This is a genomic window from Brevundimonas sp. SS2672, assembly GCF_059579685.1.
On sequence record NZ_CM184201.1, the window covers coordinates 759,939 to 785,960 of the forward strand.

A 26,022-nucleotide genomic window follows, 5' to 3' on the forward strand; every position below is an offset into this window, starting at 1 on the left:
CCATGCTAAAAACAACGCGACATTACTCCGGCCACAGCTCTCGCATCCGCTGCACCAGATCGTGAGAGGGCGGGCGGCCGCCCTGGGCACCGGGGGGGCCATCGTCCGGCGAGAACGGCGGCGCGGACCGCCTGCGCTGAGGGCGGAGGAAAGCGCCAGCCGGCGGTGGTTAGGCGGGCTTTGATCCGCGATTCGGCTTGGGATTCGATGGGGTCAGCGGGGCGGACGGGAGCGTTCAGGGCGGAGGCGATAGTGTCGCCGTTGACGCCGACCGCCCAGGGGTCGGCGCCGCGCTCCAGCAGCAGTTCGGCGATCCGGTAATCCCGCATGGCCACGGCGGCTTCCAGCGGCGTGCCCCCGGTGCGGTCGGCGCGGTTCACATCGGCGCCGTGATCCAGCAGGAGCCGCACCGCGCCCAGGGAGTTCAGCGCGATGGCTTCGTCCAGCGGCCAGAAGGCGTCGGGTGCGACCGGGTCGGGCGATGCGCCTGCCTGAAGCAGGGCCTGGGCGTGCCAGGGCTCGCGGGCGCGCAGGGCCAGGCTGAGCGAGGTCTCGCCGTTCGGGCCGTCAGGCGGTGCGCCCTTTTCCAGCAGCAGGCTGACCATGGCCCGGTCGTCGCGTGCGACGGCCAGGGTCAGCAGATCCAGGTTCTTGCCGTTGCCGATGCGGGCCAGGGCAGGATCGGCGTCCAACAGACGGCGGGCTTTCGCCAGGTCGCCGTCACGGACCGCCTCGACCATGTCGCGGGTGGAATGGCCGTCCCGGCCCAGCGCGGCCACGCTGGCCGGGGAGGGCAGGACGGTGCCGACGACGAAACCGTCGGCGCGGGCGTCGCAACCGCTCATCAGAACTCCAGCGAGAAGGATCGGCGTGAAGAGGCGCATCTTGGCGTTGAACGGCCTGCGGGTCGAGGCCGTTCCGCCTCCTTATCGCATGGCGTCCAGGCTGGACTGGAACCATTCGACGCCGTGCAGGGCGCCGGGCGTCCAGTTCCACCAGGACTTGTCCTCGGGCGGGGTCGGGGATACGGCGATGCGGTCGCCTACGGCCCCGGGCGCGTCGCCCGCCCATCCGCCGACCACGCCGCCGAGCGGGCCGAGCAGAGCCGTCCCCAGACCGCCCAGAATGATCCGATCGCCGCCGTCCTGCAGCAGGCTGAGCGGATCGCCCTTGAGATAGAAGGCGTCGATGTCGGGCGTGGGGCGTCCGCCCGCCTGCGCGCTCTCGATGGTGGAGGCGTGCAGGCCGGAGGCGTTGAAGGTGTCCGCGTCGTGGCCCGACGCCAGGGACGCCGCCGAGGCCATGCCTCCGCCGAGCGAGTGACCGGTCAAGGTGACGTCCGCCTCGACGGCGGCCAGCCTCTGGCCGATGCGCAGAGCCTTGTCGTAGTGCTCCGAGGACAGGCCCAGCGCCTGCTGGCCGTTGTTGACCCAGTCTTCGCCCGCTTGGGAGCCGCGGAAGGCGACGACGTAGCGGGCCTGGCCGCCCTCGTCGCTGACATAGACGCGGGCGCGGAATTCGGAATCGGCGCGCTCCAGCAGGTCGGGCGTCAGGCGCAGCCGGTCCAGGTCGTCCGGTCCGGCCACGCGCCAGCCGTCGGGCGGCGAAGGGGTGTCGTTGTAGACGTCGGCCGACAGCGCCAGATGCGTCCGCGCGGCGTCCAGGTCGACGACATTGTCCGAACGGGCGGGGGCGGCGACGGCCTGGGTCTGCGCCGGCATGGCGGGCGGTGGCGCCCAGTCCAGGGCGACGCGCGGATCATCGTCGAAGCGCGCTGTTGCGGGCGTCATCTGAGGTTGGAACGATGTCGCGCCGATCCGGTCGATCTGCATGGTCGCCTCCCGATCCTATGCAGTCACCCTATCGCTGCTCGCCGAACCGCGCTGCTAGGGTCTTCCCTAGACTGGGGCCTTAACGCACCGCGCCTGCGTGCAGGGCCTGGTCGAACGCGGCGCTGGCAGGGCGAGGCAAGGCGTCGATGCGTGCTGACAGCCATTCGGAGACGTCCTGGCCGGGAGCGGGCGGGGCGACGCCTGCGCCTTGAGCGAAGTCGGGCAGGGCCTTGGGGTTTTGCGACAGCGCGGCGGCGACACCGCCTGTGAAGAAGCCGGCGTCCTCGGCGCGAGGATGCCAGACGCCTCCGTCCTTCTGTTCTGAGGCGGACAGGGCGGGGACATCGGCCGTCAGCGCCGCCCATTGCCGCCCCAGATGCGCCGCCTCGCCGTTCTCCAGCATGGCGGCGGCGTAGGCCTGCAAGGCGCGGCGACCGCCCAGGCTGCTCTGAAGCTGGTTCGCCACGCCCGAAGGGTCGGCGTCCACGGCGGCGGCCAGGGCGGGCAGGGACGTCGCGTCGATCCGTGCGGCGGCCGCGATGAAGCTTTCGGCTGTGACGGCGGCCGAGGGCGTGGTTTCAGGCGTCTCGGGGGAGGAGTCGCAGGCGGTCAGCATGGTCAGGGTCGCCAGGATCGGAAGCCAACGGGGGGCAGGCAAGGCCGCGTCCTTTCCGTCCGGGCGCGGCCAGACTCTGAGGATCAGTTCAGCGGGATCCGCGTCACGGACTCCCAGCCCTCATTGTAGCTGACTTCAGCCGGGCCGTCATAGGGGCGGCGGCCGTCCGCGCCGGTCGGGGTGGTCAGGGCCACGATGCTCTCGAACAGATCGGCCTGGCCGCTCTGATACTGGCTTAGGGCCGTGTCGAAGACCTGGTCGCTCAGCCAGCCAGTCGCATCGCTGACGCCCGGCCCCGGCAGCTTGCCGGTGGCGAAGCCGAAGATGGTCTTCAGAGTCTCGACATTCTCGGCGGCGCCCTTGTTCACGCCCTCGAAGGCTTCATGCAGGGCGCCGGAGAAGTAGCCCATGCGCTCGGCGGCCGGATAGAAGACGCCGCCGTCCTGCTGTGTCGGGGCGGTGAAGCGTTGCAGCATGTCGCCCTTCAGATCATTGCCGCGCGCCAGCTGGTCGACCAAGCCGCGGATCGTGTCGGCGCCGCCGTCCTGGCCCAGGGTCTCCTGCAGGAAGGCGGTCATGCCCTTGCCGGCCTGATAGTCCTGCTCCAGCGCCTCGACCACGCCGTTGACGTCGGATTTCAGCAGACCCTCCATGCTGGCGCGAATTTCGTCGGCGGCGTCGCCGGTTCCGATCGACGGCGTCAGCACGCCGTTGGCGCCCGAGACGCTGGCCATCTGGCGCCCCGCCAGTTCGAACACCCGCGCCTTCAGTTCGGCGTCGGGACTGGTGGCGGCGGCGTCGACGGCGGCGGCCAGCGGTCCGGCGTCATAGCTGTAGGTCGGCACGCCTCCCTGCATGTTCGTGTACATGGTCTGCTGGGTCCCGGCCTCGAAGACGGCCGACAGCTGGGTGTCGCTCAACGATCCATAAGCGGTGCTCAGCGCCGAGGCGTTGCCGCCCAGGCTGCCCAGCACATGGGCCACGGCCAGGCCTTCGGTGTCGCCTTGATCAGAGATCATCAAGCCGCCCATGGCGTCGGCCTCGGTCGTCTGGGGCGCCAGGGCGGCGATGAAGCCGGTCTTCACATCGGATGTCGCATGGGCGGCGACGCCTTGCGCCAGCTCAAGCTTCTGCTCGCGGTTGTCATAGGCGTTGTAGACGCGCTCCAGCTGGGTGGCGTCCAGCGAGCCGCCCAGCGTCGTGTGCAGGTCGCGGCGCTCGTCCACGTTCAGCCCGCCGCCCATGCCGAGGAAGCCGGAGTTGTCGAGCTCGTCTGTCCACTTGTTCAGCTCGTCGTCGGACAGTTCGGAGACGACGGCGTTGCGCTCTTCCGCCGTCAGGCCGCTCAGCGTGGCGTTGATGTCTCGAAGGTCGCCCTGGGAGACGTCGTTGAAGAAGCCTTCGTCCAGGCGGTCGCGGATCGTGTCCAGCGCCTGATCGACCCGGCTGGTCGAGGGCGATCCAGCGACGGGGCCGCTGACGGGCGAGGCCAGGACGCGGGTGTCGACGGACTGCGAAAGAGGCGTGACGGTCATGACCGGCTCCTGCACGATACGGGCGAAATACTGGGGCGAGCGAATACTGGGGCGAGCCTATGGCCGGGACGGCGGCGGCATAAGCTGGGGGCGTCCTTAGCTAGGGACATCCCCTATGCCGGGCCGCCTGCGAACGGCGCCGCTAGGGAAAGCCCCCAGATTTCAGACGCGCGAGCAGACAGCAGAATGGCTGCACGGATCACCGCGTCTTCTGGAGCCGACTCATGTCTCTCGCCGCTTCTTCCGCCGCCAGTCAGTCAGCCGCCGCCGGCGCCCAAGGCTCAGCGCCCGCCCACACCGTCCGCTCGGGCGAGACTCTGTCCGGCATTGCTGAACGCTATGGCGTCAGCGTGGGCGACCTTTTGGCTGTGAACCGCCAGATCACCAATCCGAACCTGATCCATCCCGGCCAGACCGTCACCCTGCCGGCCGGCGCGACGGAGGGACGGAGCGCCGTGCAGGCCGAGGCGGCCGCCTTCCATACGGTGCGCGGCGGGGACACCCTGTCGGGCATAGCCCAGCAATACGGGATGAGCTGGCGCGAGCTGGCGGCGGACAACGGCATCGCCAATCCGTCGCTGATTCAGGTCGGCCAGCAGATCCGTCTGAACGGCGCGGGCCCTGAGCAGGCGACGCCGGTTTCGGAGCCTGCTGCTGAAGCGACCCCCGCAGCGGGGCAGGAAGGCGTCAATCCGAACCTGGGCGCCCTGTCGGCGCGCTATGAGACCGGCGGGCGAGGGCCCGGCACGGTGTCTTCCGGCTCGGGCGATCCGGGCGGTGTGTCCTACGGCTCCTATCAGCTGGCGGTGAACCGAAACCGGCCGCAGGAGTTCCTGGCCGCCGACGGCGCGCGTTGGGCCGATGAGTTCGGCGGGGCGGCGGCGGGCACGCGCGGATTCTCCGACACCTGGCGCGCCATCGCCGCGCGCGAGCCGGAAGCCTTCCAGGCCGCCCAGCACGCCTTCATCGAGCGCACCCACTATGACGTGCAGTCCGCCCGGATCGAGAATGCGGGTCTGGACGTCTCCAGCCGCTCGCACGCGCTTCAGGACGTGGTGTGGTCGACCTCGGTCCATCACGGCCCGAACACGGCGGTCGTCACCCGCGCCATGGCGGCGGTCGAGCGCCAGGGGATCGACGTCTCCAGCCCTGACTATGACCGCGCGCTGATCAACGCCGTCTATGACGAGCGCGGCCGCCGCGACGGCAACGGCGAACTGGCCTACTTCTCCAGCTCGCGCGCCGATGTTCAGGCGGGGGTCGCTCAGCGGTTTGAGGACGAGCGCCGCGACGCCCTGAACATGCTGGACGGCCGCTGATCGCATGACTGAATCCAGCGCCATCTCTGGCGCGTCCGGCGCCTCGGCGGCCTCCGCCGGGGCGTCTTCTGCCGACAGCCGCTCATTGGCGGTCGGCGCCGCCGTTCAGGCCATGGCCGAAATGGCCGGCGCGGTCCTGCCCGATCCGGCGGACAGTCTGGATCGCGGCGTGGCCCTGTCTCAGGTCTGGGCCGAGCAGGGCCAGCAGGGCGGGGCGGTGGTCGGCGGCGACATGCGCGTGCTGGCCGCCCAGACCGGCCAGGCGGTCGCGGCGCGGCTGAGCGCCGTCTCTCCGATCGAGACGGGACGCATCGACCGCACCCTGACCGATTTCGTGCGCGCGGTTCAGGATCACGCCCGCGCGACGCCGCACCTGACCGCGCCCTCCGTGGTCGAGCCGATGCTGCGCGCCCTGGCGGCGGGTCTGGCGCGTGAAGAAGGCCCGGCCGCCGCCCGCGACAGCGCCGTCGAACAGTTCGCCCGCATGGTGGACGCCGCGACCGCTTCATTGGACAGACGCTGAGCGCGATCCCTTGCTGTGACACAAAGCAAACCCCGCGGACCGAAGTCCGCGGGGTTCCGCGCTGAACCGCAGGTGAAGTTCAGCGCGTCGGCGTTGGGCCGAGGGCGACGCGCGGGCTGCCGGGCTCGCTGGTTTCAGAGGCGCCGCCCAGGGCTTCGGCCAATCCGCTCAACACGCCGGTCAGCAGCCAGGCGCCCAGGACGCCGCGCAGGGCGTCGCTGAAGGCCTGAAGCGCCTCGGGCAGGCCGGCGTTGCCGATCTTGGTCAGGTTGAAGTCTTCCTGGCTGACGGCGTCGCCGGTGATGCCGCTGGTCCAGCCCGATCCGGCGGCGTCGTCCTCGCGGATGGTCAGGCCGTCGCGATAGGCGGCGTCGATGGCGTAGCCGTCGTTGCTCATGCTGATGTTCAGGTCGCCCAGCCGGTTCTGGCTGACGCCGTCGATGATCATGGCCTGGTCGCCGCGCGTGATGACCAGCTGGCTGGTGACGGTGGCGTTGGGATTGTTGCCGAAAGGCTCGGTGTTGACCGTGATCTTGGTCCCGTTCTCGAGCTCCAGGGTCATGGTGTCCCAGAAGTCGCCGACGTGCTGGCCGTTGTAGTTGAAGTGCGGGTCGCCCCAGATCTGGGTGACGTTGCCGTCGGCGTCGCGCACCACGAACTCGGAGTTGGCCTCGTTGATCTCCAGCGTATAGCCGTCGCCCAGGTCCACCGTGGCCTTGCCGTCCTGCGGCATGGAGGCCGAGAAGGCGGGGGCGGCGGGCTGGAAGGCGCCGTTGAGCATCACGCCCAGCTGGAAGCCCATCTGGGCGAAGTTGGCCGCCGTGGCCATACGGTCGGCGACCGCGCCGAGTGCGAGCGTCCCGACGGCGGTGGAGAAGGCGGTGTTGATGTTGGTCATCGCGTGCAGCCCCGAGGTTGATCTTGCTGATCGGCATCGGACCACGCGGGGGCGGGGCTTCACAGTCGGGACGGTCCCCATCAGGGACGACCCTAGCTTCCTAACTCGAGCGCCGCCCCATCGCCTTCAACACCTCCAGAACCGTGTCATGGCGGCCCATGATCTCGTTCAGCAGGGTCTGCACCAGGCCGGTCATCATGATCAGGATGATCAGGGTCGCAAGCCACGCCTTGATCGACAGCGACAGGGAGAAGACGTTCAGCTGCGGCGCATAGCGGTTGACCAGGCCCAGGGCGCCGTCGGTGACGAACAGCACCACCAGAACCGGCGAGGCGAACAGCACGGCCAGCGTCATCAGCCGCGTGAACTCGCCCTCGAACAGGCTGAGACTGCTCATGGTTAACACCGGCGTCAGGCTGCCGATGGGCCAGATGACGAAGCTGTCCAGTATGGTGCCGACCAGCAGCAGCAGGCCGCCCGAGAACATGAAGACGAAGTTGGCCAGCCGCCCCAGGAACTCGCCGTTCAGCGAGGTCTGATGCCCGCTGAGCGGGTCCACCACCTGGGCCATGGTGGCGCCGACCTTGGTGTCGATGATCTGGCCGGCAGCCTCGAACGCCCAGAGCATGGTGGCGAAGAAGAAGCCGATGACCACCCCGACCAGAGCCTCCTTGCCGAACAGCAGGATCCATTGAACCGTCGGCAGGGTCATCTGGGCCACCTGCGGCTGCATGGTCAGCACCGCCAGGCCGAACACCAGGAAGATGGAGTTGCGGACCATCGCCGGCACCGTCTGGGGCGATAGCAGCGGCATCAGCAGGAAGGTCGTCGCCACCCGCGTGGTCGACACCGCCACCAGGATGGCGTTGTCGAACAGACTGTCCAGACCCTCGAACACCTAGCGGCGCACCAGGGCCGGAAACTCGGTGAAGATGCGATCGCTGAACTGATACAGCGAGCCGCCGATCAGCGCCGCCGTGGCGAACAGGGTCAGCACGATGGCGAAGAATTTGGCCGTATATTGCAGGGTCTGTTCCTGAAGCTGCGTCGCCGACTGGATCACCGCCACGATCAGGCCGACGATGGAGGCGGCGATGATCGGCGGGGCCGACAGGAACAGGACGAGCCAGAGCGCCTGATTGACGAACTCGATAGCCTGGGCGTTCATCATGGGGCGTTCTCCTAGACGTAACTGAGCACAAGGCCGTGGGACAGCTTCACCCACCCGTCGATCAGCACGAACAGCAACAGTTTGAACGGCAGGGAGACGGTGGTCGGCGACAGCATCATCATCCCCATCGCCAGCAATATGTTGGACACCACAAGGTCTATGATCAGGAATGGCAGGAAGATCAGGAAGCCGATCTGGAAGGCCGTCGCCAGCTCCGACACGGTGAAGGCGGGCACCACGACCAGGAAGTCGCGCGCGGTGATTTCGGCGCGTTTTTCAGGGGTGGAGATGCGCTGGGCGGTGCGCAGGAAGAAGGCGCGCTCGCGCTCGGAGGAGTGCTTGATCAGGAAGTCGCGCAGCGGCTCCTTGGCGCTGTCGGCATAGGCGAACAACTGCTGGGTGTCGCTGAGGGCGGCGGTGGGCGGCATGTGGTTGGTGGCCTCGGCCATGCGCTGGCCGACCGGGAACATGACGTAGAGCGTCAGGATCAGCGCCATGCCGTTCAGCACGATGTTCGGCGGCACCTGCTGCAGGCCCAGGGCGTTGCGCAACAGGGACAGCACCACCACGATCTTGGTGAAGGACGTCACCATCACCGCCACGAAGGGCGCGAGCGCCAGCAGGATGACGGTGACGAGCGCCGAACCCGGCGAGAATTGGGACAGGTCCATGTCAGACGGCCTCCTTCGGGTCGGCGACGGCGTCGATCAGCACGGCGTAGGCCTCGCCCAGCGACACCAGACGGCCGCGCGCGAAGGCATGGCCGGCGCTGCGCAGGGTGACGCGCATCTCGGCGTCCAGCCCGGTCAGGGGCAGGACCGCGCCGGGACGCAGTTCGGTCAGGGTCTTCAGCGGCACGATGGTCTCGCCCAGATCGACGCTCACGGCGATCGGCGTGTCGGCCCCCGGCGTCAGTCCATGCTCGTTTTCGGCAGGCGGGGCGGCGGCCTCGGTCATGCGGCTTTCCTTGCGTTGATGGGTGAAGCTTCGGGTCGCGGGGTCGAACAGGCCGACGGTCGTCCCGCCGGGAACCGACAGGCGCGCGGACCAGGCTCCGGCCTGAGCGGGGATCAGCAGCAGGTCGCCCGCGCGCAGGCTCGACAGATCGTCGGGCGACAGGCGCGGCCCCTCGATGAGCAGTCGGGCGGGCAGGGGCAGGTTCAGCCCCGGCGTCTGATCACCGACACGGCGCAGGCGCAGGGCCAACGCGGGCGGTAGGGACAGGCGCGCCTCGTGCAACGTACGCTCGCCGTCGCTGAGACGGACCTCGACGTGCGCCGCATCGAACGTGTCGGAACGCACGCCGACAGGCGTCAGCGCCTCGGCGCCTGCGTCTTCCAGCGCCGCCAGCAGCGGCTCCAGCGTCGAGACGGCGGCCAGCAGGGCGGCGTGGTCGCCATTCTCGAAGGCCGCGCCGTCGATCGTCAGGGGCGCGACGCGGACGGGCCCGTGCCGCGTGGCGAAGACGGCCTGTTCGCCGACGAAGGTCTCGTCCTGATCGGGGATCAGAACGCTGACGCGCAGTTCATCCAGCGTCAGGCCGTCCAGGGCGGCGACGACGGCCGCGCGGGCGCGCACGGTCGGCTCGTCCAGCCGAAGCGGGCGCGCGGGTGCGTGCGAGGGAGGCAGGGCGTCCAGGGCCACGCTCACGCCTCCTCGACCTGGCCGGACACGGCCATGCGGACCAGATGGGTCAGGGTCGGCGCCTCCATCTTGGTCATGATGCGGGCGCGGTGCAGCTCGACCGTCTTGGGGCTGATGCCCAGGTCATAGGCGATGACCTTGTTGTAGGAACCGGCCACGACCAGATCCATGACCTCGCGTTCGCGCGCGGTCAGGCGTGACAACCTTTCCTGATAGGCGAGGGACAGCGGAGAAGCGTTTGTTTCGTCTTTTGTTTCGGATGGCGTAGTGCGGAAGGCCAGGGCGATGGCCTCTTCCAGCGCCTTCTCCTGAAAGGGCTTCTCCAGGAAGGTGACGGCGCCGCGCCGCATGGCCTCGACCGCCAGGGGCACGTCGCCGTGGCCGGTCATGAAGATCACCGGCTGATCCAGCCCACGCTCGCGCGCCGCCTCCATCAGCTCCAGCCCCGACATCCCCGGCATCCGCACGTCCAGCAGGAAGCAGGCGGGTTCGGCCGGGCGCTCGGTCATGGCCTCCAGGAAGGCGGCGGGTTCTTCCCAGCACTCGACCTCATAGCCCAGGCTCTCCAGCCACCAGGCGGCGGACTGGCGGAACTCGGCGTGGTCGTCGACCAGGCAGATGCGGCCGGACGATCCTTCTGCCGGCGTTGCGACGGCGCTCATGAGCGGGCCTCCTCGGTCGGGGTTTCGGCCGCGGCCAGCGGCAGGGCGATGTGAAAGACGCTGCCGCCCGCCTCGCCGGGCGTGAACCACAGGCGACCGCGATGCAGTTCGATGATCGAGCGGCAGATGCCCAGGCCGACGCCCATGCCGCCGCTGCGTGTGCTGAAGAAGGGCGAGAAGACGCGCGCGGACGTCTCTTCCGGCACGCCCGGCCCGGTGTCGGTCAGGGTCATCTCGATTTGGCGCGCGTCCAGGCTGTGACGCGCCTCTATGGTCAGTTCGCGCCGGGGCAGGTCGACGCCGCGCATGGCGTCCAGGGCGTTGCGCGCCAGATTGACCAGCACCTGCTGGATCATGACCGGGTCGCCCAGGACGGCGGGCAGGTCCGGCGGTGTGGCGGCGCGGGCCGTCACCCGGTCGCGGGTGATCTCCCAGTCCAGCAGGTCCAGGGTGTTGCGGGCCAGGCGGGCCAGGTCCAGCCGCTGCACCTGGGGCTGGCGCTGATCGACGAAGGTGCGGACGCGCTGGATCACGCCCGAGGCGTAGAGGGCCTGCTCGGTCGCGCGGTCCAGGGCCTCGGCGCCGGTCTCGAGCGTCAGGGCTCCGCGTTGCAGCCGCGCCTTCAGCCCGCGCAGGATGTTGGCGATGGAGCCGATCGGCTGGTTCAGCTCATGGGCGATCATGGTGGCCATCTCGCCTACCGACAGCACGCGCGAGGTGGTCAGCAGCTCCTCGCGGTCGGCCAGATGGCGTTGCTGGGCCTCCTGACGTTCGGCGGCGTCGGACAACTCCAGGAAGACCAGGCCGTCGGACAGGGCCAGACGCGCGTCATGCACCCGGCGGCCGCCCGGCTGGACGATCAGAGCGTCCGAGGCGCCCTCGCGCCGCGCCGCCGCGATCGCTTCGGACAGGCCGGGCAGGCGGGTTTCGACGGCGGTCAGTGCCTCGCCTTCGCGCCACTCGGGGAAGGCGGCGGTGAAGGCGGGGGAGCGCCAGGTCAGGCCGCGCGCGTCAAAGGCGGCGGCGCAGATGTTCAGCGCCGAGAGGGCGGCGTCGGTCCATTGCGGCGCGTCGAGCGGGCGAAGGGCGGCGGTCATCGGCGCGCCTCCATTCCGCAGGCGGCTAGGGAAGTCCCGCATGGCGAGGGCCCGTCGATGCGCCTAGATTGGCGGCCTAGCGTGGAGCGTTCCACGTCGAGGAGACCGCCATGACCACGATCCGCACTGACAACGCGCCCCTGTCCGGCGTCTGGTCGCGCGATCTGTCGGCCTCGACCCCGCTGGGCGCAGAGGCGCGGGCTCACGGTCGAGGCGGCCAGGCCTTCGGCGATTTCACCGCCTTTGCCGGCGACGACGTGCGCGTGCGGGTGTCGGATCGGCTGGACATGGACGCGGCCGCCTGCGCCATCGCCGATCATCTGACCGAAACCCGCGACAACGGCTTCGGCTGAGGCTATGCCTCGGTCATCGTGACCGATCTCGTTCTCAAGGCTGAACCCGACTGGGCCGCCGCGGCCCAGGCCCTGATCGACGGGCTGAATGGCCAGTCGACGCCCGATACGCGCGTCACCGTGCTGCAGCGCGTCTGCGACGGTCTGGGCGAGGCGCTCTATCCCGGCTTCGTCAAGCTGCTGGCCGCCGTGGCGCGCTTCGGCGACGAGGAGGCGCGGCGTCTGGCCGCCGACGCCCTGGCCCGCGCCCTGACGACCGATCGCCTGCCCGCCACGCGCCTGCCCGCCTGGGGCGCAGCGGCCTTTTCGAGCCTGTCCGGCCCCGGCGGGGGGCTGATGACCAACGCCCGCAGCGTGGGGCCGCTCGAGTTCCTGTGCGTCTGGCTGACCCGCGACGTGGTGGGTCAGCCGCTGGAGGACGAGGCGTTCGAGCGCGCGGCCGCCCTGGTGCTGACCCTGATCCAGACCTCGCCCGAGGCGGCGCGCCTCTATGCCGGAAAGCTGGCGGCGGACGCCGACAGCCCGACCGAGGGACTGCACAATCGCCAGAGCCGCCGTCTGGTGCGGTTGACCGCCGAGGGGTTGGCGGCGGGCCGCGCTCCGGCCGAGACGGCGCGCGTCGTGCTGGACGCCGCCCGCGCCGATCGCGACCAGGGCCGCTGGGATTTCACGCCGCGCTGAGATCATGGCTCACCGCACCCCGTCCGGCGGGCGATGCTCGCTGTCGGCATCGGCGGGGGCGACGCGCACCTCGGACACGGCCACGCCGCGCGCCTCCAGCCGACGGCGCATCAGCTCCAGCGCGCGCTCCAGCTCGGGCGTCGGCCGCTGGTGGGTGGCCAGTTGCAGCGTCAGGCCGCCGTCGGCCAGCCGCATGACCCCGAACCCGGCCAGGGCCAGGGTCCGGTCGGTGAACTGCACCTGCATGCCCTTGGCGGCGTCGGCCTGGGCCGCCAGCCACGCCTTCTCCATCATCGACGCCATGGCTTCGACGTCGCCGGTGAAGCCCGCCGCTGCGGCGGGACCGCCCTGGACGGCGTTCAGGCCGGTCGCCCCTGCAATGTTCAACTGGCCCTCGGCCTTGTCCGCCTTGTCGTCCGCCTTGGTCTCTTCGCGTCGTGCGTCGTCGGGACGGTCGCGGACGGGTTCGGCGTCTTCGTCGCGGCGGGCGAAGCGGGGCTGGCGCTCGCCCGCTTCGAGCGCATGGCGGCGCGCGGCGGCCTGATCCAGGGCGGCCTCGAAGGCGCCGCCGCTCCAGGCCGAGGGGGCGGGACTGGCGGACCGTGCGGCGGGCGCGGACCGGGCGGGGGCGGAGTTGTTCACGGCGTCGGCCATCAGGCGCGGCCTCCCATAAGCAGTTGCAGGCGCGGGCGGCCCCGTTCCTCGAAATCGAGCTGTTCCTGGTCCTCGCGGCGTCCGGCGCGCAGGGCCACGGCGCGACGAAGTTGGCCGTCGACGGCGTCGTGGCGGGCCGTGGCGCGCATCAGGGCCCGCAGAGCCTGATCCCGTTCGGTCTGGGCGGCTTCGACCGCGCTTTGGTCCCCGGCGCGGGCTTCCGTCTCAGCCTCGCGGCGGTCGGCGATCAGGCCACGTCGCGACAGAGCGCCTTCGATCAGACGCGCGTCGCCGCCCGCGCCCGAGGCGAACCATTCATCCAGGGTCTCGATGTGGCGGCCCAGGGCGGCGATGGATTCCTCGCGCGCCTGCAACGCCGCCTGCGCCCGCGCCAGGGCGTCCTGGGCGACGGCGACCAGTCGGCGCGCGGCCTCGACCCTCTGCGCCCGAAGCCGGGCCAGGCGTCGCAGCAGGGCGATGCGGTCGCGCCCGCTCATGACGCGGCCTCGGCTAGCTGGGCCAGGGCCGCCTCGGCCGCGACGCCTTCATGCGCGCCTTGCTGCAACAGGGCGCGAAGGGCGGGCATCCGCTGCACGGCCTCGTCGGCCAGGGGATCGCCGCCGGGCTTGTACTCGCCGATCTGCAGCAGGAACTCGATCTCGGCGTACTTGGCCAGCCAGGCGCGCACCTTGCCCGCCGCCGCCTGATGCTCGGGCGAGGTCACGCGCGGGAAGACGCGGCTCAGGCTCGTCAGCGGGTCGATGGCCGGATAGTGGTTCGCCTGCGCCAGCTTGCGCGACAGATAGACGTGGCCGTCCAAGATGGAGCGGACCTCCTCGCCGATCGGGTCGCCGCCTTCCTCGTCCTCGATCAGTACGGTGTAGAAGGCGGTGATCGAGCCGCCCTCGATCGCGCCCGCCCGTTCGAACAGTCGGGGCAGTTCGGCGAAGACCGACGGCGGAAAGCCGCGCCGCACGGCCGGTTCGCCGACCGACAGGCCGATCTCGCGCAGCGCGCGGGCGAAGCGGGTGACGGAGTCCATCTGCAGCATGACGCGCAGGCCCTGGGCGCGGAAGCCCTCGGCGATGGCGGTGGCGGCGTGGGCGGCGCGGACGCGCTCCATCGCCGGGCGGTCGGAGGTGGCGACCACCACGACCGAGCGGGCCAGGCCTTCCGGCCCCAGGCTGTCGTCGAGGAACTCGCGCACCTCGCGTCCGCGCTCGCCGATCAAGGCGATGACGTTGACGTCGGCGGCGCAGTGGCGGGCGAACATCCCCATCAGGGTCGACTTGCCGCCGCCCGCCATGGCGAAGACGCCGACCCGCTGGCCCACGCCGACGCTCAGCAGCGTATCGACCGCGCGCACGCCGGTCGGGAACAGGGCGCTGATCGGCGGCCGAGCCAGCGGATTGGGCGCGTCGGCGTAGACGTCGCGCAGGGCGACCGGCCCTGCGATGGGGCCGAGGCCGTCCAGCGGGCGGCCGAAGGCGTCGATGACCCGGCCCAGCAGGCCGGGGCCGCTGGGGACTTCGGTCCGGTCGTCGGCGGCGATGACCTCGGCTTCGGGGCCGAGGCCGTTCAGGCTGGTCAGGGGCGTCAGTATGGCCGCGCCGTCGCTCAGGCCTACGACTTCGGCCTTGACCACGGGGCCGCCGGCGGGGTCGCGGATCTCGACCTGCTGACCGATGCGGGCGTTCAGCCCGGTGGCGCGCACGGTGGTGCCGAAGGCCTGAACGACCCGCCCACGCCGGTCCAGCGTGCGGGCGCGGCGCAGGGCGTCGTGCAGGCGCAGTTCGACGGCGTCGTGGCTCATGCAGCGCGCCCCCGCTCAAAGGCGCGCTCAAGGGCGGCGAGCTGGACTTCAAGCCCGGCGTGGCTGCGCCCGGCGGCGGTCTCGATGACGCAGTCGCCGGGGGCCAGGGCGTCGTCGGGCCGCACCTCGATCGCCGCGCCGATGGGCCACAGGCGGGTCGAGACGGCGCCGACGCCGTCGGGGGCGACGTGAACCACGACCGGCGCCTCGGGCAGGACGTCCTTCACCGCCCGCTCGGCCAGGGCCGCCAGCACGGCCTCTGGCGCTAATTCGGCTGCGATGCGGCGCACCACGTCCAGCGCCAGGCGCCCGGCGGTCTCGCGCAGGCGCTCGCGTTCGGCCTCCATCTCGCGGTGCAGGCGGGCGGCGCGTTCGGCGACGTCGCGGGCGGCGGCGGTCAGCCCGACCTCATAGCCGGCGGCGTAGCCGTCGGCGCGACCCGCCTCGCCCTGGGCGGCGCGATGGGCTTCGACCTCGGCCAGCCGCGCCTGGGCCTGGGCCAGAAGTTCGACCGCCGCCTCGACGACGGCGCGCTCCTCGCGGCGGATGACGGCGCGGTCGGTCAGCAGGGCCGCGTCGGGCGCGGCGGCGATCAGGTGAAAGCTCATGCGGCGATCCCGCAGAGGGTCAGGGCCAGACGGCGCGCGGCCTCGGCTTGGTGGGCGTCGAGGCGCAGCAGGGGCGGAGCCAGGCCGTCGGCCAGGCGTCGGGCCGTCTCGCCCGACAGACCGGCCAGAAGGGCGGCGGCGCCCAGACCTTCCAGCGCCTCGGCGTCCAGCGCGCCGACCGGCGGCGTCTCGGGCCGCTGGGCAGGGGGCAGGGCCAGAACGGCGTCCAGCGCGCCTTCGCCGATGCTGCGTCCGACGACGCCGAGCATCCGTCCGTCGATGCTGGTCGCCAGCCGCTCGGCCAGAAGCACGGCGCCGCAGGTCGCAGCCAGGCGGCGGCGCTCGTTCAGGGGCAGGGCCGACCATGCGGGCGCCTTCAGGATGGCGGCGTAGTCCATCGGCGCGCGCGGCGGCGTCAGGCGGCGAGCCAGGGCGCGCGCGCGCGGCGAGCGCGCGGCGTCATCCGCGCCGTCCAGGGTGCGGGCCCGGCGCCACAGGGCGGCGCGTTCGGTCCTGGCGGTGCCCGGCGTCAAGCTTCGCCTCGCTTGGCGTCTGACTTGGCGCGCGGCTTGGGTCGCCGATAGAGGCCGTAGATGCCCAGTCCCGCCGCGCCCAGGATCAGCACGCCCAGCGGCAGGCTGAGCTGGGTGACGGCCGGGGCCTGCGGCTGGGTCAGGACTCCGGACGCCGGGAAGGCGACGACCGTGACCTTGTCGTATGGCAGGCCCTCGATCGAGTTGACCACCAGGGCCTTGATCGAACCTGTCTGGGCCGAGATGTCGTAGTCGGGCCGGTGCTTGATGAAGACCGAGGCGGAGGAGGGCGGCTTCTCCTGCGCCAGCGGGTCGCTTTCTGGCACGGCGATGTGGACGCGCGCCTGCACCACCCCGTCGATGGAGGAGATGGTCTGACCCAGCTCCTGCTGCAGCGCGTACATCATGCGCATCCGCTGCTCCATCGGCGAGGAGACGAAGCCCTCCTTCTGGAAGACCTCCCCCATGCTGGCGAAGTTCTGGCGCGGATAGCCCCGGTCGTGCAGCAGGGCGACGGCGCGGGAGAAGTCGCCGCGATCCGCCTTCAGCACCCAGTTGTCGCCGTCGCGAGTCTTGGAGGCGTCCAGCCCCTGAGCCTTGAGCACGGCGACCATCTCATTGGCGTCGCGTTCCGTCAGGCCGCCGTAAAGCTCCTGCTGGCCGCAGGCGGCGAGCAGGAGGGCCGCGCCCGCGAGGGCGGCGAGCGATCGGATCTCGCATGACCGCCTCCCTCAGGACTGTTGCCGGAACAGCTGCTGCAGGCCGTCCGAGGTGCGGTTGGCCATGTTGGAGGAGAGTTGGCAGTTGAACATGAACTCGTGCGCGCGGACGGTCATCATGACCATCTCGCCCGGCGTCATGCCGCCGGCCTTGCCCTCGGCGGCCTGGGCCAGGGCGGCCAGGTCCGAGGCCTGACCGTTCACCTGCTCCAGGGCGCCCATCATGGTCTTCATGACGCCATTGGGCTCGGTCGGGGCGGCCGGAGCCGACAGGGGCGTGACGTGCAGCAGGTTCTGGAACTGCACCGCCTGACTGAGGGTGGCGTTGTAGCCGACGTCGATCTGCTGCGTCTGGAGTTGCAGCATCTCGGGCGGCATGGCCGCTGCGGCGGCTGAAGCTTCGAAGGACATGAGCCCCTCCTGTTGAAATGAAGGGCTCAGTTCTTGCGAGCCATGGTCTCCAGCGCCTTGCCGACGGAGTCGGTCGAGGTGGAGGAGGAGTTGGCCATGAAGTTCATGCGCATCGACTCGGCGGTCAGCATGGCCATGGTCGAGGGCTTGTCCTCGCCGCCCGGTCCGATCTGTTCGGACAGCTCGACGATACGGCCGGCCTGGGCGTCCAGGGTCTGGCCCCAGGAATGGGCCATGGCCTCGAACCAGGAGCCGGGGCGGGCCTTGTCGCGCTCGCTGTTCAGGCCGGGCGAGACGGCCAGCATTCCGAGGCCGTTCAGACTTTGGGATGACATGGGAATTCTCCTTTTGGGCTGGGGTCAGAAGTTGAGTTCGGAACGGGAGCCGTTGCGCTCGACCAGGACGCGGGTGTCCTCGATCGAGACGATGCGGTGGCCGGTCGGCAGGACGGCGCCGGGGAAGTAGCGGGCGCCGTCGGCGGTGGTGACGTGGCCGCGCTCGCCGCCGATCACCGACACCACGCGCTTTCCGCCGCCCTGTTGAATGTCCTCGAAGCGGCCGCCCTCGTCGGCGCCCGGCAGCAGGCTGACGTCGATGCGACGCAGGCCCTTGACCTCGCCCATGGCCAGTCGCTCCAGGCGGGCGGCTTCGTCAGGGTCGCTGCCGGTGACGTCCAGGCGCACCATGCCCGCGCCGACCGAGCGCGCGGCCGCCTTCACCCCGTTGGCGAGGTAGAGCTCCTCGACCTGGCGGGCGATGCCGTCGTGGGTCTGAAGCTCCAGGCGGGGGCGCCATTCGCGGGACGCCAGGACGCGTTGCAGGCGCACGCGCTCGGCGTCCGAGGTCAGCATTCCCTCGATGCGCAGGTCGCCGGCCTCGGTCTTGATGACGACCAGCTTGTCGAAGCCTTCCTCCGACAGGACGGCCTGGACCTTGGCGGGCTTGGGCTGCGACTTGGGCCAGGCGGGGATGCCCGAGCTGATGGCGAAAAGGGCCGAGATGGTGACCACGGCGATCAGCAGCACCGGAACGAACTTGGCCGAGCGCGACACCAGGGCGTTGGTGTTGTTCAGCAGATATTGCCAGTTGCGGCCGTCGCCAGCCGGGGCGTCGTCCTCATCGCCGTCATCGTGCGGCAAGGGGCGGGCGGCGGCCAGGATGCGCTCGGCCTCGCTCCAGCGCGGGCTTTCTGCCTCGCCGATGGCGACGGCGTTGTCGCCGATCAGCAGCGGAAGATAGAGGGGCAGGATAGCCTGAGCCGGGGCGGTCAGTTCATGCCCCAGCAAGGTTACGGAGCCGGACGTCAGGTCCAGGTCGGCGGCGTCCGCCCGCGCCTTCAGCGTCAGCCGCACTCCCTCGGCGCTGGCGTCGCGCAGCACGATGTCGGCGTCCAGGTCATGGCCCACGGCGATGACGCGGCCACGTTCCAGAGGCGCCGAGGCGCCGCGCACGCGCCCGGCCAGGACGCGAAGGACCAGGCTTTCGATCTCGGGTGCGGCGACGGCGTCGGCGGGCATGGCGGATCAGTCCTTGGCCGGTTCATAGGGGGTGAAGCCGGGGGAGGCGCTTCGCGCACGGCGACGGCGGGCGTAGCGGCCGGGGCGGGCAGGGGGTCGTTCGGCGCCGAACCCTGGTTGAAGCCCATGCGCGATCCGCCCTTGGGCAGGGCCGGGGCGACGGGCAGGGGCTGGGTTTCGGGCGAGCCGGGAATGGCGCCGAAGTCCAGACGCGGCGCAGGCGCTTCCTCGCCGATGGACGCCAGGCGCGGCGTGATCAGGAACAGACGCTCGATCCGGCCCGTCGAACGCTCCGAGCGACGGAACAGCAGGCCCACAGCCGGGATGTCTCCCAGCACCGGCACCTTGGTCACGGCGTTGACGTCCTGCTGCACCACCATGCCGCCCAGCAGCAGGCTCTGGCCTTCCAGGATCATGGCCTGGGTGTTCAGGGCCGCGCGTTGCACGACCGGGATGTCGTCGACGTCGGCGTCGGTCAGGGAGCCGTCCTCGATCTGGATCTGCATCCGGATGCGGGTCTGGTTCTGGTCGCGCAGGACGTGGGGCGTGACCTTCAGCGTGGTCCCGGCGGTGACGTTGTAGAGGTCGACGTCCCGTTCGCCTTCCAGGCCGACGTAGAAGCTGCGGGTGTTCTCGAACAGGGCCTGGACGTTCGACAGGGTGACGATCTGCGGCCGCGAGACGATGCGGGCGACGCCTTCATCCTCCATCGCCGTGATGCGCGAGACGAAGTAATCGCCGTTGCCGATGATGGTCGAGATGGCCAGGCCGTTGTTGCGCGGGGTGATGTCCTGGCCGCGACGCAGGCGGTCGTCGTTGCGCGTGCCGTCGCCGAACAGCACTCCGCCGCGCCCGTCGTCGAAGCGCCAGCTGATGCCCAGTTGACGGGCGCGAGTGGTGTCGATGTCGATGATGGTGGCCTGGATCTCGAGAAGCTGCGGCTCCTTGTCCAGGGCGGCGATCAGCGCCTCATAGGCGGCCATGCGGTCGGCCGTGTCGCGCACGATGACGGCGTTCAGGCGCGTGTCGGCCTGGATGCGCGCATGCTGGACCGGCGCGCCGCCCGCCATCTGCTCATCCGCCAGCGCCAGACCGAGCGTGTCCGGCGTGGGGGTGAAGCCGCCATCGACATAGCTGGCGTCCATCAGGCCGTTCTGCGCCGCGCCCTGCGACGCCAGGCCCTGACCGCGCAGGCCCCCGACGCGCGGCGAGCGTCGCGTCTCGATGCGGCGGGCGACGGCGCCGTTCGGGTCGTTGCTGACCATGGCGCGCAGGATGGAGGCGACGCCTGGAATGGTGACTTCGCTCTGGGCCGTCTCGAAGGTCACGTCCTCGGCCCAGGCGTAGCGCAGGGTGAAGACGCGATACTCATAGGTCGGTTGGGCGGCTTCGGCGCGGGCGCCGGGGCCGGCCCGGGCGATCTCGTCGATCTGCTGGATGAAGCGGCGGGTGCCGTTGGCGATCAGCATCTGCCCGGCGGGCTGCAGGGTGTTGCGGCTGTCCAGCAGGCCCATTTCCTGCGCCGTGGCGCGCACGCGGCGCAGCATTTGCGGCGAGGCGGGGATCGACTGACTGGTCAGTTCGGAGGTCTGATAGATGTAGACCGCCCCGCCGTCGTAATAGGCCACCAGGTCGAAGGCGTCCGCCACCTGGCTGAAGATGGTCGAGGCCGGGCCGCTGAAGGCGCCGTTCACCGTCCCTCGCAGGTTGGGGCTGATGATCACCGGCACGCCCAGCTGGCCGAAGAAGCTTTGCAGGAACTGACCCACCGGCTGTTCGCGCGGGGCGATCTGCAGGGTCTGGTTGCCGATCGGCGGGTCGCCCGCCGCAGCGGGCGCGGACAGGCCGAGCAGCGTGGCCAGGGAAGCCATGGCCAGGAGGGCGGTCTTGAGGCTCTTGCGGGCGGTCGGCGTCTTGATCGTCATGCAGGGTCCGTCGTTTCAGGCCGCAGCGGCCGTGGAGGCGGGGGGAGCGGAGGGGGCGGGAACAGCCGCCGGCGTCGCCGCGTCGAGGTCGGGCAGGGCGACCCGGCCGACGATCTCGAGCTTCAGGCTGGGCAGCAGCTCGTGGAACGACAGGGCGGGGGTGTCGAACAGCTCCGGCTCGACCAGCTTGCGGATGTGACGGCGCAGGTCGATGGCGGCCAGCACGGCGTCGGCGTTCGTGTCGCGCACCGTCGTCTGCACGGCCTCGATGATCTGGCGGGCCATGTCCGGCTCCAGCGCCAGCTGCTGACCGGCGCCGCCGACGCGGATGGATTCGCGCAGGTGCTTCTCCAGCGCGGGCTCCAGCACGGCGGCCTTCAGCACGCCGTCGGGAGCGTAGCGGTGGCTGATCTGGCGACGCAGGGCCACGCGGGCGAACTCGGTCAGGGCCAGCGGGTCCTTCTCGCGCTGACCGGCGTCGGCCAGGGATTCCAGGATGTCGCGCAGGTTTCGCAGCGGCACCTCTTCCTCGGCCAGGCGACGCATGATCTCGGCGATGCGGGCCAGGGGCAGGGCGCGCGCGACCTCCTTGACCACCTCGGGATAGCTCTCTCCGGCGCGGTTCAGCAGGATCGAGGCCTCCTGGATGCCGATAAACATCCCCGCGTTGCGACGCAGCAGCCCGCGCACGCCGGCCAGCGTCGCCTCCAGCGCGTCTTCGGCCGGGCCGGGATCGCCCGCGCCCAAGGGCGCCTCGAACGCCATCAGCCGCCAGCGGTCCGCCGCCTCGGCCGGGCCGTAGCGCACCGTCACGCGCGGCAGTGCCACGCCCAGCGAGGCTTCGAACTCGTCCAGCAGGGTCTCCAGGGCGGCGGTCAGGCGCTCGGGATCGGTCGCGCGCAGGGCGCGGCCGTCGATCTCCAGCAGCAGAGGCGTCATGGCGGCGCCTTCGGTCGGCCGTGTCTGGGTCGAGGCGATGGGACCGTCGGCTTCGGCGGCGGCGCGGCCGGTCAGGGCCTTGACCCTGCGCCCGGCCGACTTGCGCCAACGCGGCTCGATCATGACCGAGGCGGTCATGGCGACCGCGCCCAGCAGCAGGAAGACCACGGTCGGAAAACCGGGCACCAGGGCCAGCAGCCAGCACATGCCGCCCGCGACCAGGAAGACCTTCGGCTGGGCCGATAACTGGCGGTGCATCGAGGCGCCCAGGTGGGCGTCGGTCTCGGAATCGCCGCCGCGCGTCACCAGCAGGCCCGCCGACATGGCCGCCAGCAGGGCCGGAATCTGCATCACCATGCCGTCGCCGATGGTCAGGATGGAGTATTTCTGGACCGCCGCGCCGAAATCCATGCCGTTCTGCAACATGCCCACGGCCAGGCCGCCCAGCAGGTTGATCACCACGATGATGATCCCGGCGATGGCGTCGCCCTTCACGAACTTCATCGCGCCGTCGAGATTGCCGTTCAGCTTGCTCTCCATCTCGAGCAGGCGGCGGCGGCGCTTGGCCTCGTCCTTGTCGATCAGACCCGAGCGCAGATCGGAATCGATCGACAGCTGCTTGCCCGGCATGGCGTCCAGGCTGAAGCGGGCGGCGACCTCGGCCACCCGTTCGGCTCCCTTGGCGATGACGATGAACTGCACGACGGTGATGATCAGGAAGACCACCAGGCCGACGACCAGATTGCCGCCCGCCACCATGTTGCCGAAGGTGTTGATGATCGCCCCGGCGTGGCCTTCCAGCAGGATCATCCGCGTCGTCGCGATCGACAGCGCCAGCCGGAACAGGGTCGTGATCAGCAGCAGGCTGGGGAAGACCGAGATGTCGACGATCGAGGCGATGTAGATCGACACCAGCAGCATCACCACGCCCGCGCTGATGTTGATCGCTACCAGGGCATCGATCGCCAGCGACGGCAGGGGCATGATCATCATGGCGATGATCGCCGCCACCCCCGCCACCAGAAACAGGTCCGAGTAGCGACCGACGCCTCCGCCGTTATGGCGCAGGCCCAGCAGTTTCAGCGGGCTGGCGAAGGACATGGACGCGCCTTGTGGCTGCCGGCGGATCAGGCCGAACGGAGATCGGTGAGAACTATCGGAAGGAGGAACGGCGGGCGGTGAGGAGCTGGTCGTAGCGAGCCATGACCTTGCGGACGTAGTCCTGGGTCTCGCGGTAGGGCGGGATGTTGCGGCCGTAACGCTGCACGGCGCCTTCGCCGGCGTTGTAGGCGGCCAGCACCAGGCGCAGGTCGTTGCCGAACAGGCCCTGCAACGTCTTCAGGTAGCGCGAGGCGGCGCGAATGTTGGTTTCCGGCTCGTGCAGCCGCATCTCGTCGGCGACGCCGAAGCGGCGGCCGGTGGCGGGCATCACCTGCATCAGGCCGCGAGCGCCGACGGGCGAGCGGGCGTTCGTGTCGTCAGCGGATTCCACGCTGATGATCGCCTGCAGGAGGGCCGGGTCGATGTCGTGTTCGCGCGCCGCCGCTGTGATCAGATCGCCATGCGGCGTCCTCCTGCGATGCGGTTCCGCGCCGGTCGTGACACTTTCCGACCTGTAAAAAGCAACGGTTTCTGAGGAACCGATCACCTCGGTCGGCGACTCATTGTCGTAGATCAGCAGTTGCTGCGCCGCCTGAGCCTCTCGCGGGGCGTGTGCAGAGCAAGGCGTTGATCCGACCGCTCCGCTTCCCAGCGCCAGGGAAAACTGGCTGACGGAAGCGGCTGAAGCGACCAGCTGCGGCGAGGCGACGCTACAGTCTTCCGCAATTGCGGAATGATTCCATGCAGTAATAACAAGTATTACTGTGCCGGTTACCGAGCAAAATTGTCTCACTTCGTATTTCGCCCGAAGCTATGTGAATTTCGATCTTGTGTGACAGCGATATTATTGCTCATGAATGTTGTCAACGAGATCGGTAATGAAAATTTTTGCCAGTAGGGTTAACCCTAGCTTGCTTTTTTTCTGAAGCGGTCAGGGTTCGGATAAAGTGTAAGCTTGACCATAAGCTTTGCCGTTTCTGTATTCAGCAAAGCTCGTTTTTGATGTTTTTCATCCCTGTTCGATGAAGCGGAGCGCGCGTGGCGGAGAAGAACGACGGTGGCGACAAGACGGAGCGGCCGACACCGAAACGGCTTCAGGACGCGCGCAAGAAGGGCGACGTCGCCAAGAGCAAGGACGTCGGCTCCACCGCCGTGCTGCTGGCCTGGCTGCTGGTCGGCCTGATGCTGGCGGGGGCGGTGTTCGCGAATTTCGCCGCCCTGTTCGACGATGTATTCCGTGTGATGGACCAGCCGTTCGGCGACGCCTTCGAACAGGTCGCCTGGTCGGCGGCGCGGCGGTTCGTCTATCTGACGGCGCTGTTGCTGCTGCCGGTGGCTCTGTTCGCGTCGCTGATGGAGTTCCTGCAGACCGGGCCGGTCTTCACCCTCGAGAAGATGACGCCCAAGCTGGATCATCTGAACCCCGGCGAGGGGCTGAAGCGGATGTTCAACACCGACAACCTGTTCGAGGTGGTGAAGTCGCTGGTGAAGACGGCCTTGCTGCTGGGGCTGGCGGGACTGATCCTGTTCGGCCAGTTCGATCGCATCCTGCGCCTGCCGGCGGCGCAGCCGGGCGAGGTGCTGGGCGCGTTCGGCGCGGCGGGCTTTCACCTGCTGGGCTGGACCCTGGTGGTGTTCGTCTTCGTGGCCATCCTGGATTCGGCCTACCAGCGCTTCAGCTTCATGAAACGGCTGCGGATGAGCCGACGCGATATCCGTCAGGAGGCGAAGGACATGGAAGGCGATCCTACGGTCAAGGCGCGCCGCCGCGAACTGGCTCAGGAGTGGGCTCAATCCAGCGCCGTCGGGTCCGTGCGCGGGGCCGCCGCCCTGGTGGTCAATCCGACCCATATCGCCGTGTCCCTGGCCTATGATCCCGGCGAGCACGTCGTGCCCGTGGTGGCGGGCAAGGGCGACGGCCTGATCGCCCGCGCCATGCGCGGCATGGCCGAGCGCGAAGGGGTGCCGATCATCCGCAACGTTCCTCTGGCCCGCGCCCTGCACGAACAGGTGCCGGTCGAGGCTGTGGTGCCCGAGGACATGTTCGCCGCCGTCGCCGAGGTGATCCTGACGGCGCGCCGCCTGCGCGATGAAGCGGCGCGCGGCGAGGCGCTCGACCCCGTCGACCTGACCGACGAGGTCGAAGGTCAGGGCGCAGATCCGGGCGAGGGCGCTGCGGTTGAAGCCGCTCCTGTCCGCAACGGTCCTCTCTTTCCCGCCATGCCCGAGGACGGCGTGGCTTCCTCTCCGGAGACGCAATGACGCCGTTCGCCTTGTTGATGGACTTTCTGACCGTCCTGGTCGCGCTCGCCCTGGTGCTGGGGTTGGCCTTCTTCTCGATCCGCATGTTGAAGAAGGTCCAGAGCGGGGCCCCCAGCGGCGATGAGATCCGCTTCATCCGTTCCCTGCCGTTGGGCGCGCGCGAACGGGCGACCGTGGTGGTCTGGCGCGACGAGGTGCTGTTGCTGGGCGTCACGGCGGGCGGGATCACCGTTCTGGACCGTCGCGCCCGCACGGCCGAAGAGATCGCCGAGGATGCCGCCCGCGCCGAGGCCGCGAGCGTCCAGACAGCGGCGGTCGCCGCCCGCCTCCCGCCGCGTCTGCGTCGTTGGCTAGGGAAGTCCCTAGCTGGGGAACGGCCTGACTACCGAGGATAAGGGACGGGTGGTTTCGTGAGGTCGTCGGGTTTCCGGGCGAAGCGCCTGGCCGGCGAACCGGAAACGCACACCATTCGGAGAAAGATCATGTTCGGCATCGGCGGCGGCGGCTTCAATATCGGCAGCCTCATCAGCCAGGCGGCCCTGGCGGTCGCGACGGGCGGCACCTCGGCTCTGGTTCAGGCGGCTCTGACCCAGGTCGTGTCGTCCATCGGCCAGCAGGTCCTGCAGCAGGTCGGTCAGGCTCTGGGCCTTCCGCAGTCGGTGATCGATCTGTCGATCGGCGCTTTCGCAGCAGCGACGGGCAACACGGGCGGCGCCTTCCAGAGCATCGGCGAATCCGCGGCGGGCCTGGCCCAGGCCACGGGCGGCGGCGCCTTCGAAGCCGGCGGCATCGAGCGCCAGATGAACGACATCGTTCAGGATTTGGTCGACAAGACCCTGGAGAAGGCCCGCACCGGCGGCCGCGATGAAGAAGGCAACGCCGTCCCCGGCGGCCTGAACGGCAAGAGCTTCATGCTGCGCCTGGCGCTGGCGCTGGGCAGCGTCCTGGACGCCAAGATGGAGCGCATGGCCGAGATCGGCGAGAAGATCGACGCCGAAAGCCAGAAGAAGAAGCCGAAGATGGGCAGCCTGTCAGCCGAGATGACGGCCGTCGGCAAGGAGTTGGACTTCGTGTCCCAAGCCCTGAACAACGCCCTGAAGTCGATCGGCGAATCCGCTTCGACCCTGGCTCGCAAGCAGGGATAAGGCCGAGAAGGCTGATTTGTGGAACGGCGGGCGAAACCTTCGCCCGCCGTTGTGCTTTTGAGGA

At 69.8% G+C, this 26,022-nt stretch carries 30 protein-coding genes; 7 read left to right on the forward strand and 23 right to left on the reverse strand.

What is annotated here, in order from left to right:
- Positions 1-5: 5 nt before the first annotated feature.
- The 4 genes from AC52GN_RS03730 to AC52GN_RS03745 all read right to left on the reverse strand — a co-directional run bounded on the left by AC52GN_RS03730 (position 6) and on the right by AC52GN_RS03745 (position 3,983).
- Positions 6-845 (reverse strand): ankyrin repeat domain-containing protein, encoded by an 840-nt coding sequence (locus AC52GN_RS03730; protein WP_496528218.1) that lies wholly within the window; start codon positions 843-845, stop codon positions 6-8.
- A gap of 81 nt (positions 846-926) precedes the next feature.
- Positions 927-1,832 (reverse strand): Tle-like phospholipase domain-containing protein, encoded by a 906-nt coding sequence (locus tag AC52GN_RS03735; protein WP_496528219.1) that lies wholly within the window; start codon positions 1,830-1,832, stop codon positions 927-929.
- Positions 1,833-1,911: 79 nt separating this feature from the next.
- Complete coding sequence (locus AC52GN_RS03740; RefSeq protein ID WP_496528220.1) at positions 1,912-2,490, reverse strand: hypothetical protein; 579 nt, start codon at positions 2,488-2,490, stop codon at positions 1,912-1,914.
- Positions 2,491-2,531: 41 nt separating this feature from the next.
- Positions 2,532-3,983 (reverse strand): hypothetical protein, encoded by a 1,452-nt coding sequence (locus tag AC52GN_RS03745; RefSeq protein WP_496528221.1) that lies wholly within the window; start codon positions 3,981-3,983, stop codon positions 2,532-2,534.
- A 224-nt stretch (positions 3,984-4,207) separates the two neighbouring features.
- Here AC52GN_RS03745 and AC52GN_RS03750 point away from each other — a divergent pair, with 224 nt between their 5' ends.
- The gene (locus tag AC52GN_RS03750) at positions 4,208-5,302 is read left to right on the forward strand and encodes a LysM peptidoglycan-binding domain-containing protein (protein WP_496528222.1); all 1,095 of its coding nucleotides are present in this window, start codon (positions 4,208-4,210) and stop codon (positions 5,300-5,302) included.
- 4 nt (positions 5,303-5,306) lie between these two features.
- A complete protein-coding gene (locus AC52GN_RS03755; protein WP_496528223.1) occupies positions 5,307-5,825 on the forward strand; it encodes a hypothetical protein in 519 nt (172 codons plus the stop codon).
- Positions 5,826-5,904: 79 nt separating this feature from the next.
- Here AC52GN_RS03755 and AC52GN_RS03760 read toward each other — a convergent pair whose 3' ends face one another.
- The 7 genes from AC52GN_RS03760 to AC52GN_RS03790 all read right to left on the reverse strand — a co-directional run bounded on the left by AC52GN_RS03760 (position 5,905) and on the right by AC52GN_RS03790 (position 11,297).
- Positions 5,905-6,723 carry a DUF1521 domain-containing protein gene (locus tag AC52GN_RS03760; RefSeq protein ID WP_496528224.1) on the reverse strand — a complete coding sequence of 273 codons (819 nt, stop codon included), beginning with the start codon at positions 6,721-6,723 and terminating at the stop codon, positions 5,905-5,907.
- 100 nt (positions 6,724-6,823) lie between these two features.
- A complete protein-coding gene (gene sctT, locus AC52GN_RS03765; protein WP_046653644.1) occupies positions 6,824-7,621 on the reverse strand; it encodes a type III secretion system export apparatus subunit SctT in 798 nt (265 codons plus the stop codon).
- The gene (sctS, locus tag AC52GN_RS03770) at positions 7,622-7,894 is read right to left on the reverse strand and encodes a type III secretion system export apparatus subunit SctS (RefSeq protein WP_496528225.1); all 273 of its coding nucleotides are present in this window, start codon (positions 7,892-7,894) and stop codon (positions 7,622-7,624) included.
- Between the two features lie 11 nt (positions 7,895-7,905).
- The gene (sctR, locus tag AC52GN_RS03775) at positions 7,906-8,565 is read right to left on the reverse strand and encodes a type III secretion system export apparatus subunit SctR (RefSeq protein WP_003164548.1); all 660 of its coding nucleotides are present in this window, start codon (positions 8,563-8,565) and stop codon (positions 7,906-7,908) included.
- A gap of 1 nt (position 8,566) precedes the next feature.
- The gene (locus AC52GN_RS03780) at positions 8,567-9,544 is read right to left on the reverse strand and encodes a FliM/FliN family flagellar motor switch protein (protein WP_496528226.1); all 978 of its coding nucleotides are present in this window, start codon (positions 9,542-9,544) and stop codon (positions 8,567-8,569) included.
- On the reverse strand, positions 9,541-10,200 hold the full coding sequence (locus AC52GN_RS03785; RefSeq protein WP_343831406.1) for a response regulator transcription factor: 660 nt from the start codon (positions 10,198-10,200) through the stop codon (positions 9,541-9,543). Before AC52GN_RS03785 ends, AC52GN_RS03780 begins: the two co-directional genes overlap by 4 nt.
- Positions 10,197-11,297, reverse strand: a complete 1,101-nt coding sequence (locus AC52GN_RS03790; protein WP_496528227.1) for a sensor histidine kinase — start codon at positions 11,295-11,297, stop codon at positions 10,197-10,199. Before AC52GN_RS03790 ends, AC52GN_RS03785 begins: the two co-directional genes overlap by 4 nt.
- Positions 11,298-11,407: 110 nt before the next feature.
- On the opposite strand from AC52GN_RS03790, the gene AC52GN_RS03795 reads away from it, so the two are divergent.
- Together AC52GN_RS03795 and AC52GN_RS03800 are read left to right on the forward strand one after the other, a co-directional pair.
- Positions 11,408-11,650: a hypothetical protein gene (locus AC52GN_RS03795; RefSeq protein WP_496528228.1), complete on the forward strand. Its 243-nt coding sequence runs from the start codon at positions 11,408-11,410 to the stop codon at positions 11,648-11,650.
- A gap of 18 nt (positions 11,651-11,668) precedes the next feature.
- Positions 11,669-12,331, forward strand: coding sequence for a hypothetical protein (locus tag AC52GN_RS03800; protein ID WP_496528229.1), 663 nt, complete (start codon positions 11,669-11,671; stop codon positions 12,329-12,331).
- Between the two features lie 9 nt (positions 12,332-12,340).
- Here the strand turns inward: AC52GN_RS03800 and AC52GN_RS03805 are convergent, their stop codons facing one another.
- Genes AC52GN_RS03805 through AC52GN_RS03860 form a run of 12 tightly spaced genes read right to left on the reverse strand, consistent with a single transcriptional unit; the run spans position 12,341 to position 23,344 of the window.
- On the reverse strand, positions 12,341-12,985 hold the full coding sequence (locus tag AC52GN_RS03805; protein WP_496528230.1) for a hypothetical protein: 645 nt from the start codon (positions 12,983-12,985) through the stop codon (positions 12,341-12,343).
- On the reverse strand, positions 12,985-13,482 hold the full coding sequence (locus tag AC52GN_RS03810) for a hypothetical protein (protein WP_496528231.1): 498 nt from the start codon (positions 13,480-13,482) through the stop codon (positions 12,985-12,987). Before AC52GN_RS03810 ends, AC52GN_RS03805 begins: the two co-directional genes overlap by 1 nt.
- The gene (locus tag AC52GN_RS03815; RefSeq protein ID WP_112999254.1) at positions 13,479-14,798 is read right to left on the reverse strand and encodes a FliI/YscN family ATPase; all 1,320 of its coding nucleotides are present in this window, start codon (positions 14,796-14,798) and stop codon (positions 13,479-13,481) included. Before AC52GN_RS03815 ends, AC52GN_RS03810 begins: the two co-directional genes overlap by 4 nt.
- Positions 14,795-15,406 carry a FliH/SctL family protein gene (locus AC52GN_RS03820; RefSeq protein WP_496528232.1) on the reverse strand — a complete coding sequence of 204 codons (612 nt, stop codon included), beginning with the start codon at positions 15,404-15,406 and terminating at the stop codon, positions 14,795-14,797. The genes AC52GN_RS03815 and AC52GN_RS03820 overlap by 4 nt, the downstream gene beginning before the upstream one ends.
- Positions 15,403-15,939, reverse strand: a complete 537-nt coding sequence (locus AC52GN_RS03825; RefSeq protein WP_496528233.1) for a hypothetical protein — start codon at positions 15,937-15,939, stop codon at positions 15,403-15,405. The genes AC52GN_RS03820 and AC52GN_RS03825 overlap by 4 nt, the downstream gene beginning before the upstream one ends.
- Positions 15,936-16,652, reverse strand: a complete 717-nt coding sequence (gene sctJ / locus AC52GN_RS03830) for a type III secretion system inner membrane ring lipoprotein SctJ (RefSeq protein WP_496528762.1) — start codon at positions 16,650-16,652, stop codon at positions 15,936-15,938. The genes AC52GN_RS03825 and sctJ overlap by 4 nt, the downstream gene beginning before the upstream one ends.
- 18 nt (positions 16,653-16,670) lie before the next feature.
- Positions 16,671-17,069 carry a hypothetical protein gene (locus AC52GN_RS03835; protein ID WP_496528234.1) on the reverse strand — a complete coding sequence of 133 codons (399 nt, stop codon included), beginning with the start codon at positions 17,067-17,069 and terminating at the stop codon, positions 16,671-16,673.
- A gap of 26 nt (positions 17,070-17,095) precedes the next feature.
- Positions 17,096-17,404, reverse strand: coding sequence for a hypothetical protein (locus tag AC52GN_RS03840; protein ID WP_112999251.1), 309 nt, complete (start codon positions 17,402-17,404; stop codon positions 17,096-17,098).
- A gap of 24 nt (positions 17,405-17,428) precedes the next feature.
- Positions 17,429-18,520 (reverse strand): SctD/MshK family protein, encoded by a 1,092-nt coding sequence (locus tag AC52GN_RS03845; protein WP_496528763.1) that lies wholly within the window; start codon positions 18,518-18,520, stop codon positions 17,429-17,431.
- Positions 18,412-20,511 carry a type III secretion system outer membrane ring subunit SctC gene (gene sctC, locus AC52GN_RS03850; protein WP_496528235.1) on the reverse strand — a complete coding sequence of 700 codons (2,100 nt, stop codon included), beginning with the start codon at positions 20,509-20,511 and terminating at the stop codon, positions 18,412-18,414. Before sctC ends, AC52GN_RS03845 begins: the two co-directional genes overlap by 109 nt.
- Positions 20,512-20,526: 15 nt before the next feature.
- Complete coding sequence (locus tag AC52GN_RS03855) at positions 20,527-22,551, reverse strand: FHIPEP family type III secretion protein (RefSeq protein ID WP_496528236.1); 2,025 nt, start codon at positions 22,549-22,551, stop codon at positions 20,527-20,529.
- A gap of 52 nt (positions 22,552-22,603) precedes the next feature.
- Positions 22,604-23,344 carry a lytic transglycosylase domain-containing protein gene (locus tag AC52GN_RS03860; protein ID WP_496528237.1) on the reverse strand — a complete coding sequence of 247 codons (741 nt, stop codon included), beginning with the start codon at positions 23,342-23,344 and terminating at the stop codon, positions 22,604-22,606.
- Between the two features lie 245 nt (positions 23,345-23,589).
- On the opposite strand from AC52GN_RS03860, the gene AC52GN_RS03865 reads away from it, so the two are divergent.
- From AC52GN_RS03865 to AC52GN_RS03875, 3 genes are all read left to right on the forward strand, one after another.
- Complete coding sequence (locus tag AC52GN_RS03865) at positions 23,590-24,813, forward strand: EscU/YscU/HrcU family type III secretion system export apparatus switch protein (RefSeq protein ID WP_496528238.1); 1,224 nt, start codon at positions 23,590-23,592, stop codon at positions 24,811-24,813.
- Positions 24,810-25,208, forward strand: a complete 399-nt coding sequence (locus tag AC52GN_RS03870) for a flagellar biosynthetic protein FliO (protein WP_496528239.1) — start codon at positions 24,810-24,812, stop codon at positions 25,206-25,208. Before AC52GN_RS03865 ends, AC52GN_RS03870 begins: the two co-directional genes overlap by 4 nt.
- Positions 25,209-25,295: 87 nt before the next feature.
- Positions 25,296-25,958: a hypothetical protein gene (locus tag AC52GN_RS03875; RefSeq protein WP_087140545.1), complete on the forward strand. Its 663-nt coding sequence runs from the start codon at positions 25,296-25,298 to the stop codon at positions 25,956-25,958.
- Positions 25,959-26,022: the final 64 nt, after the last annotated feature.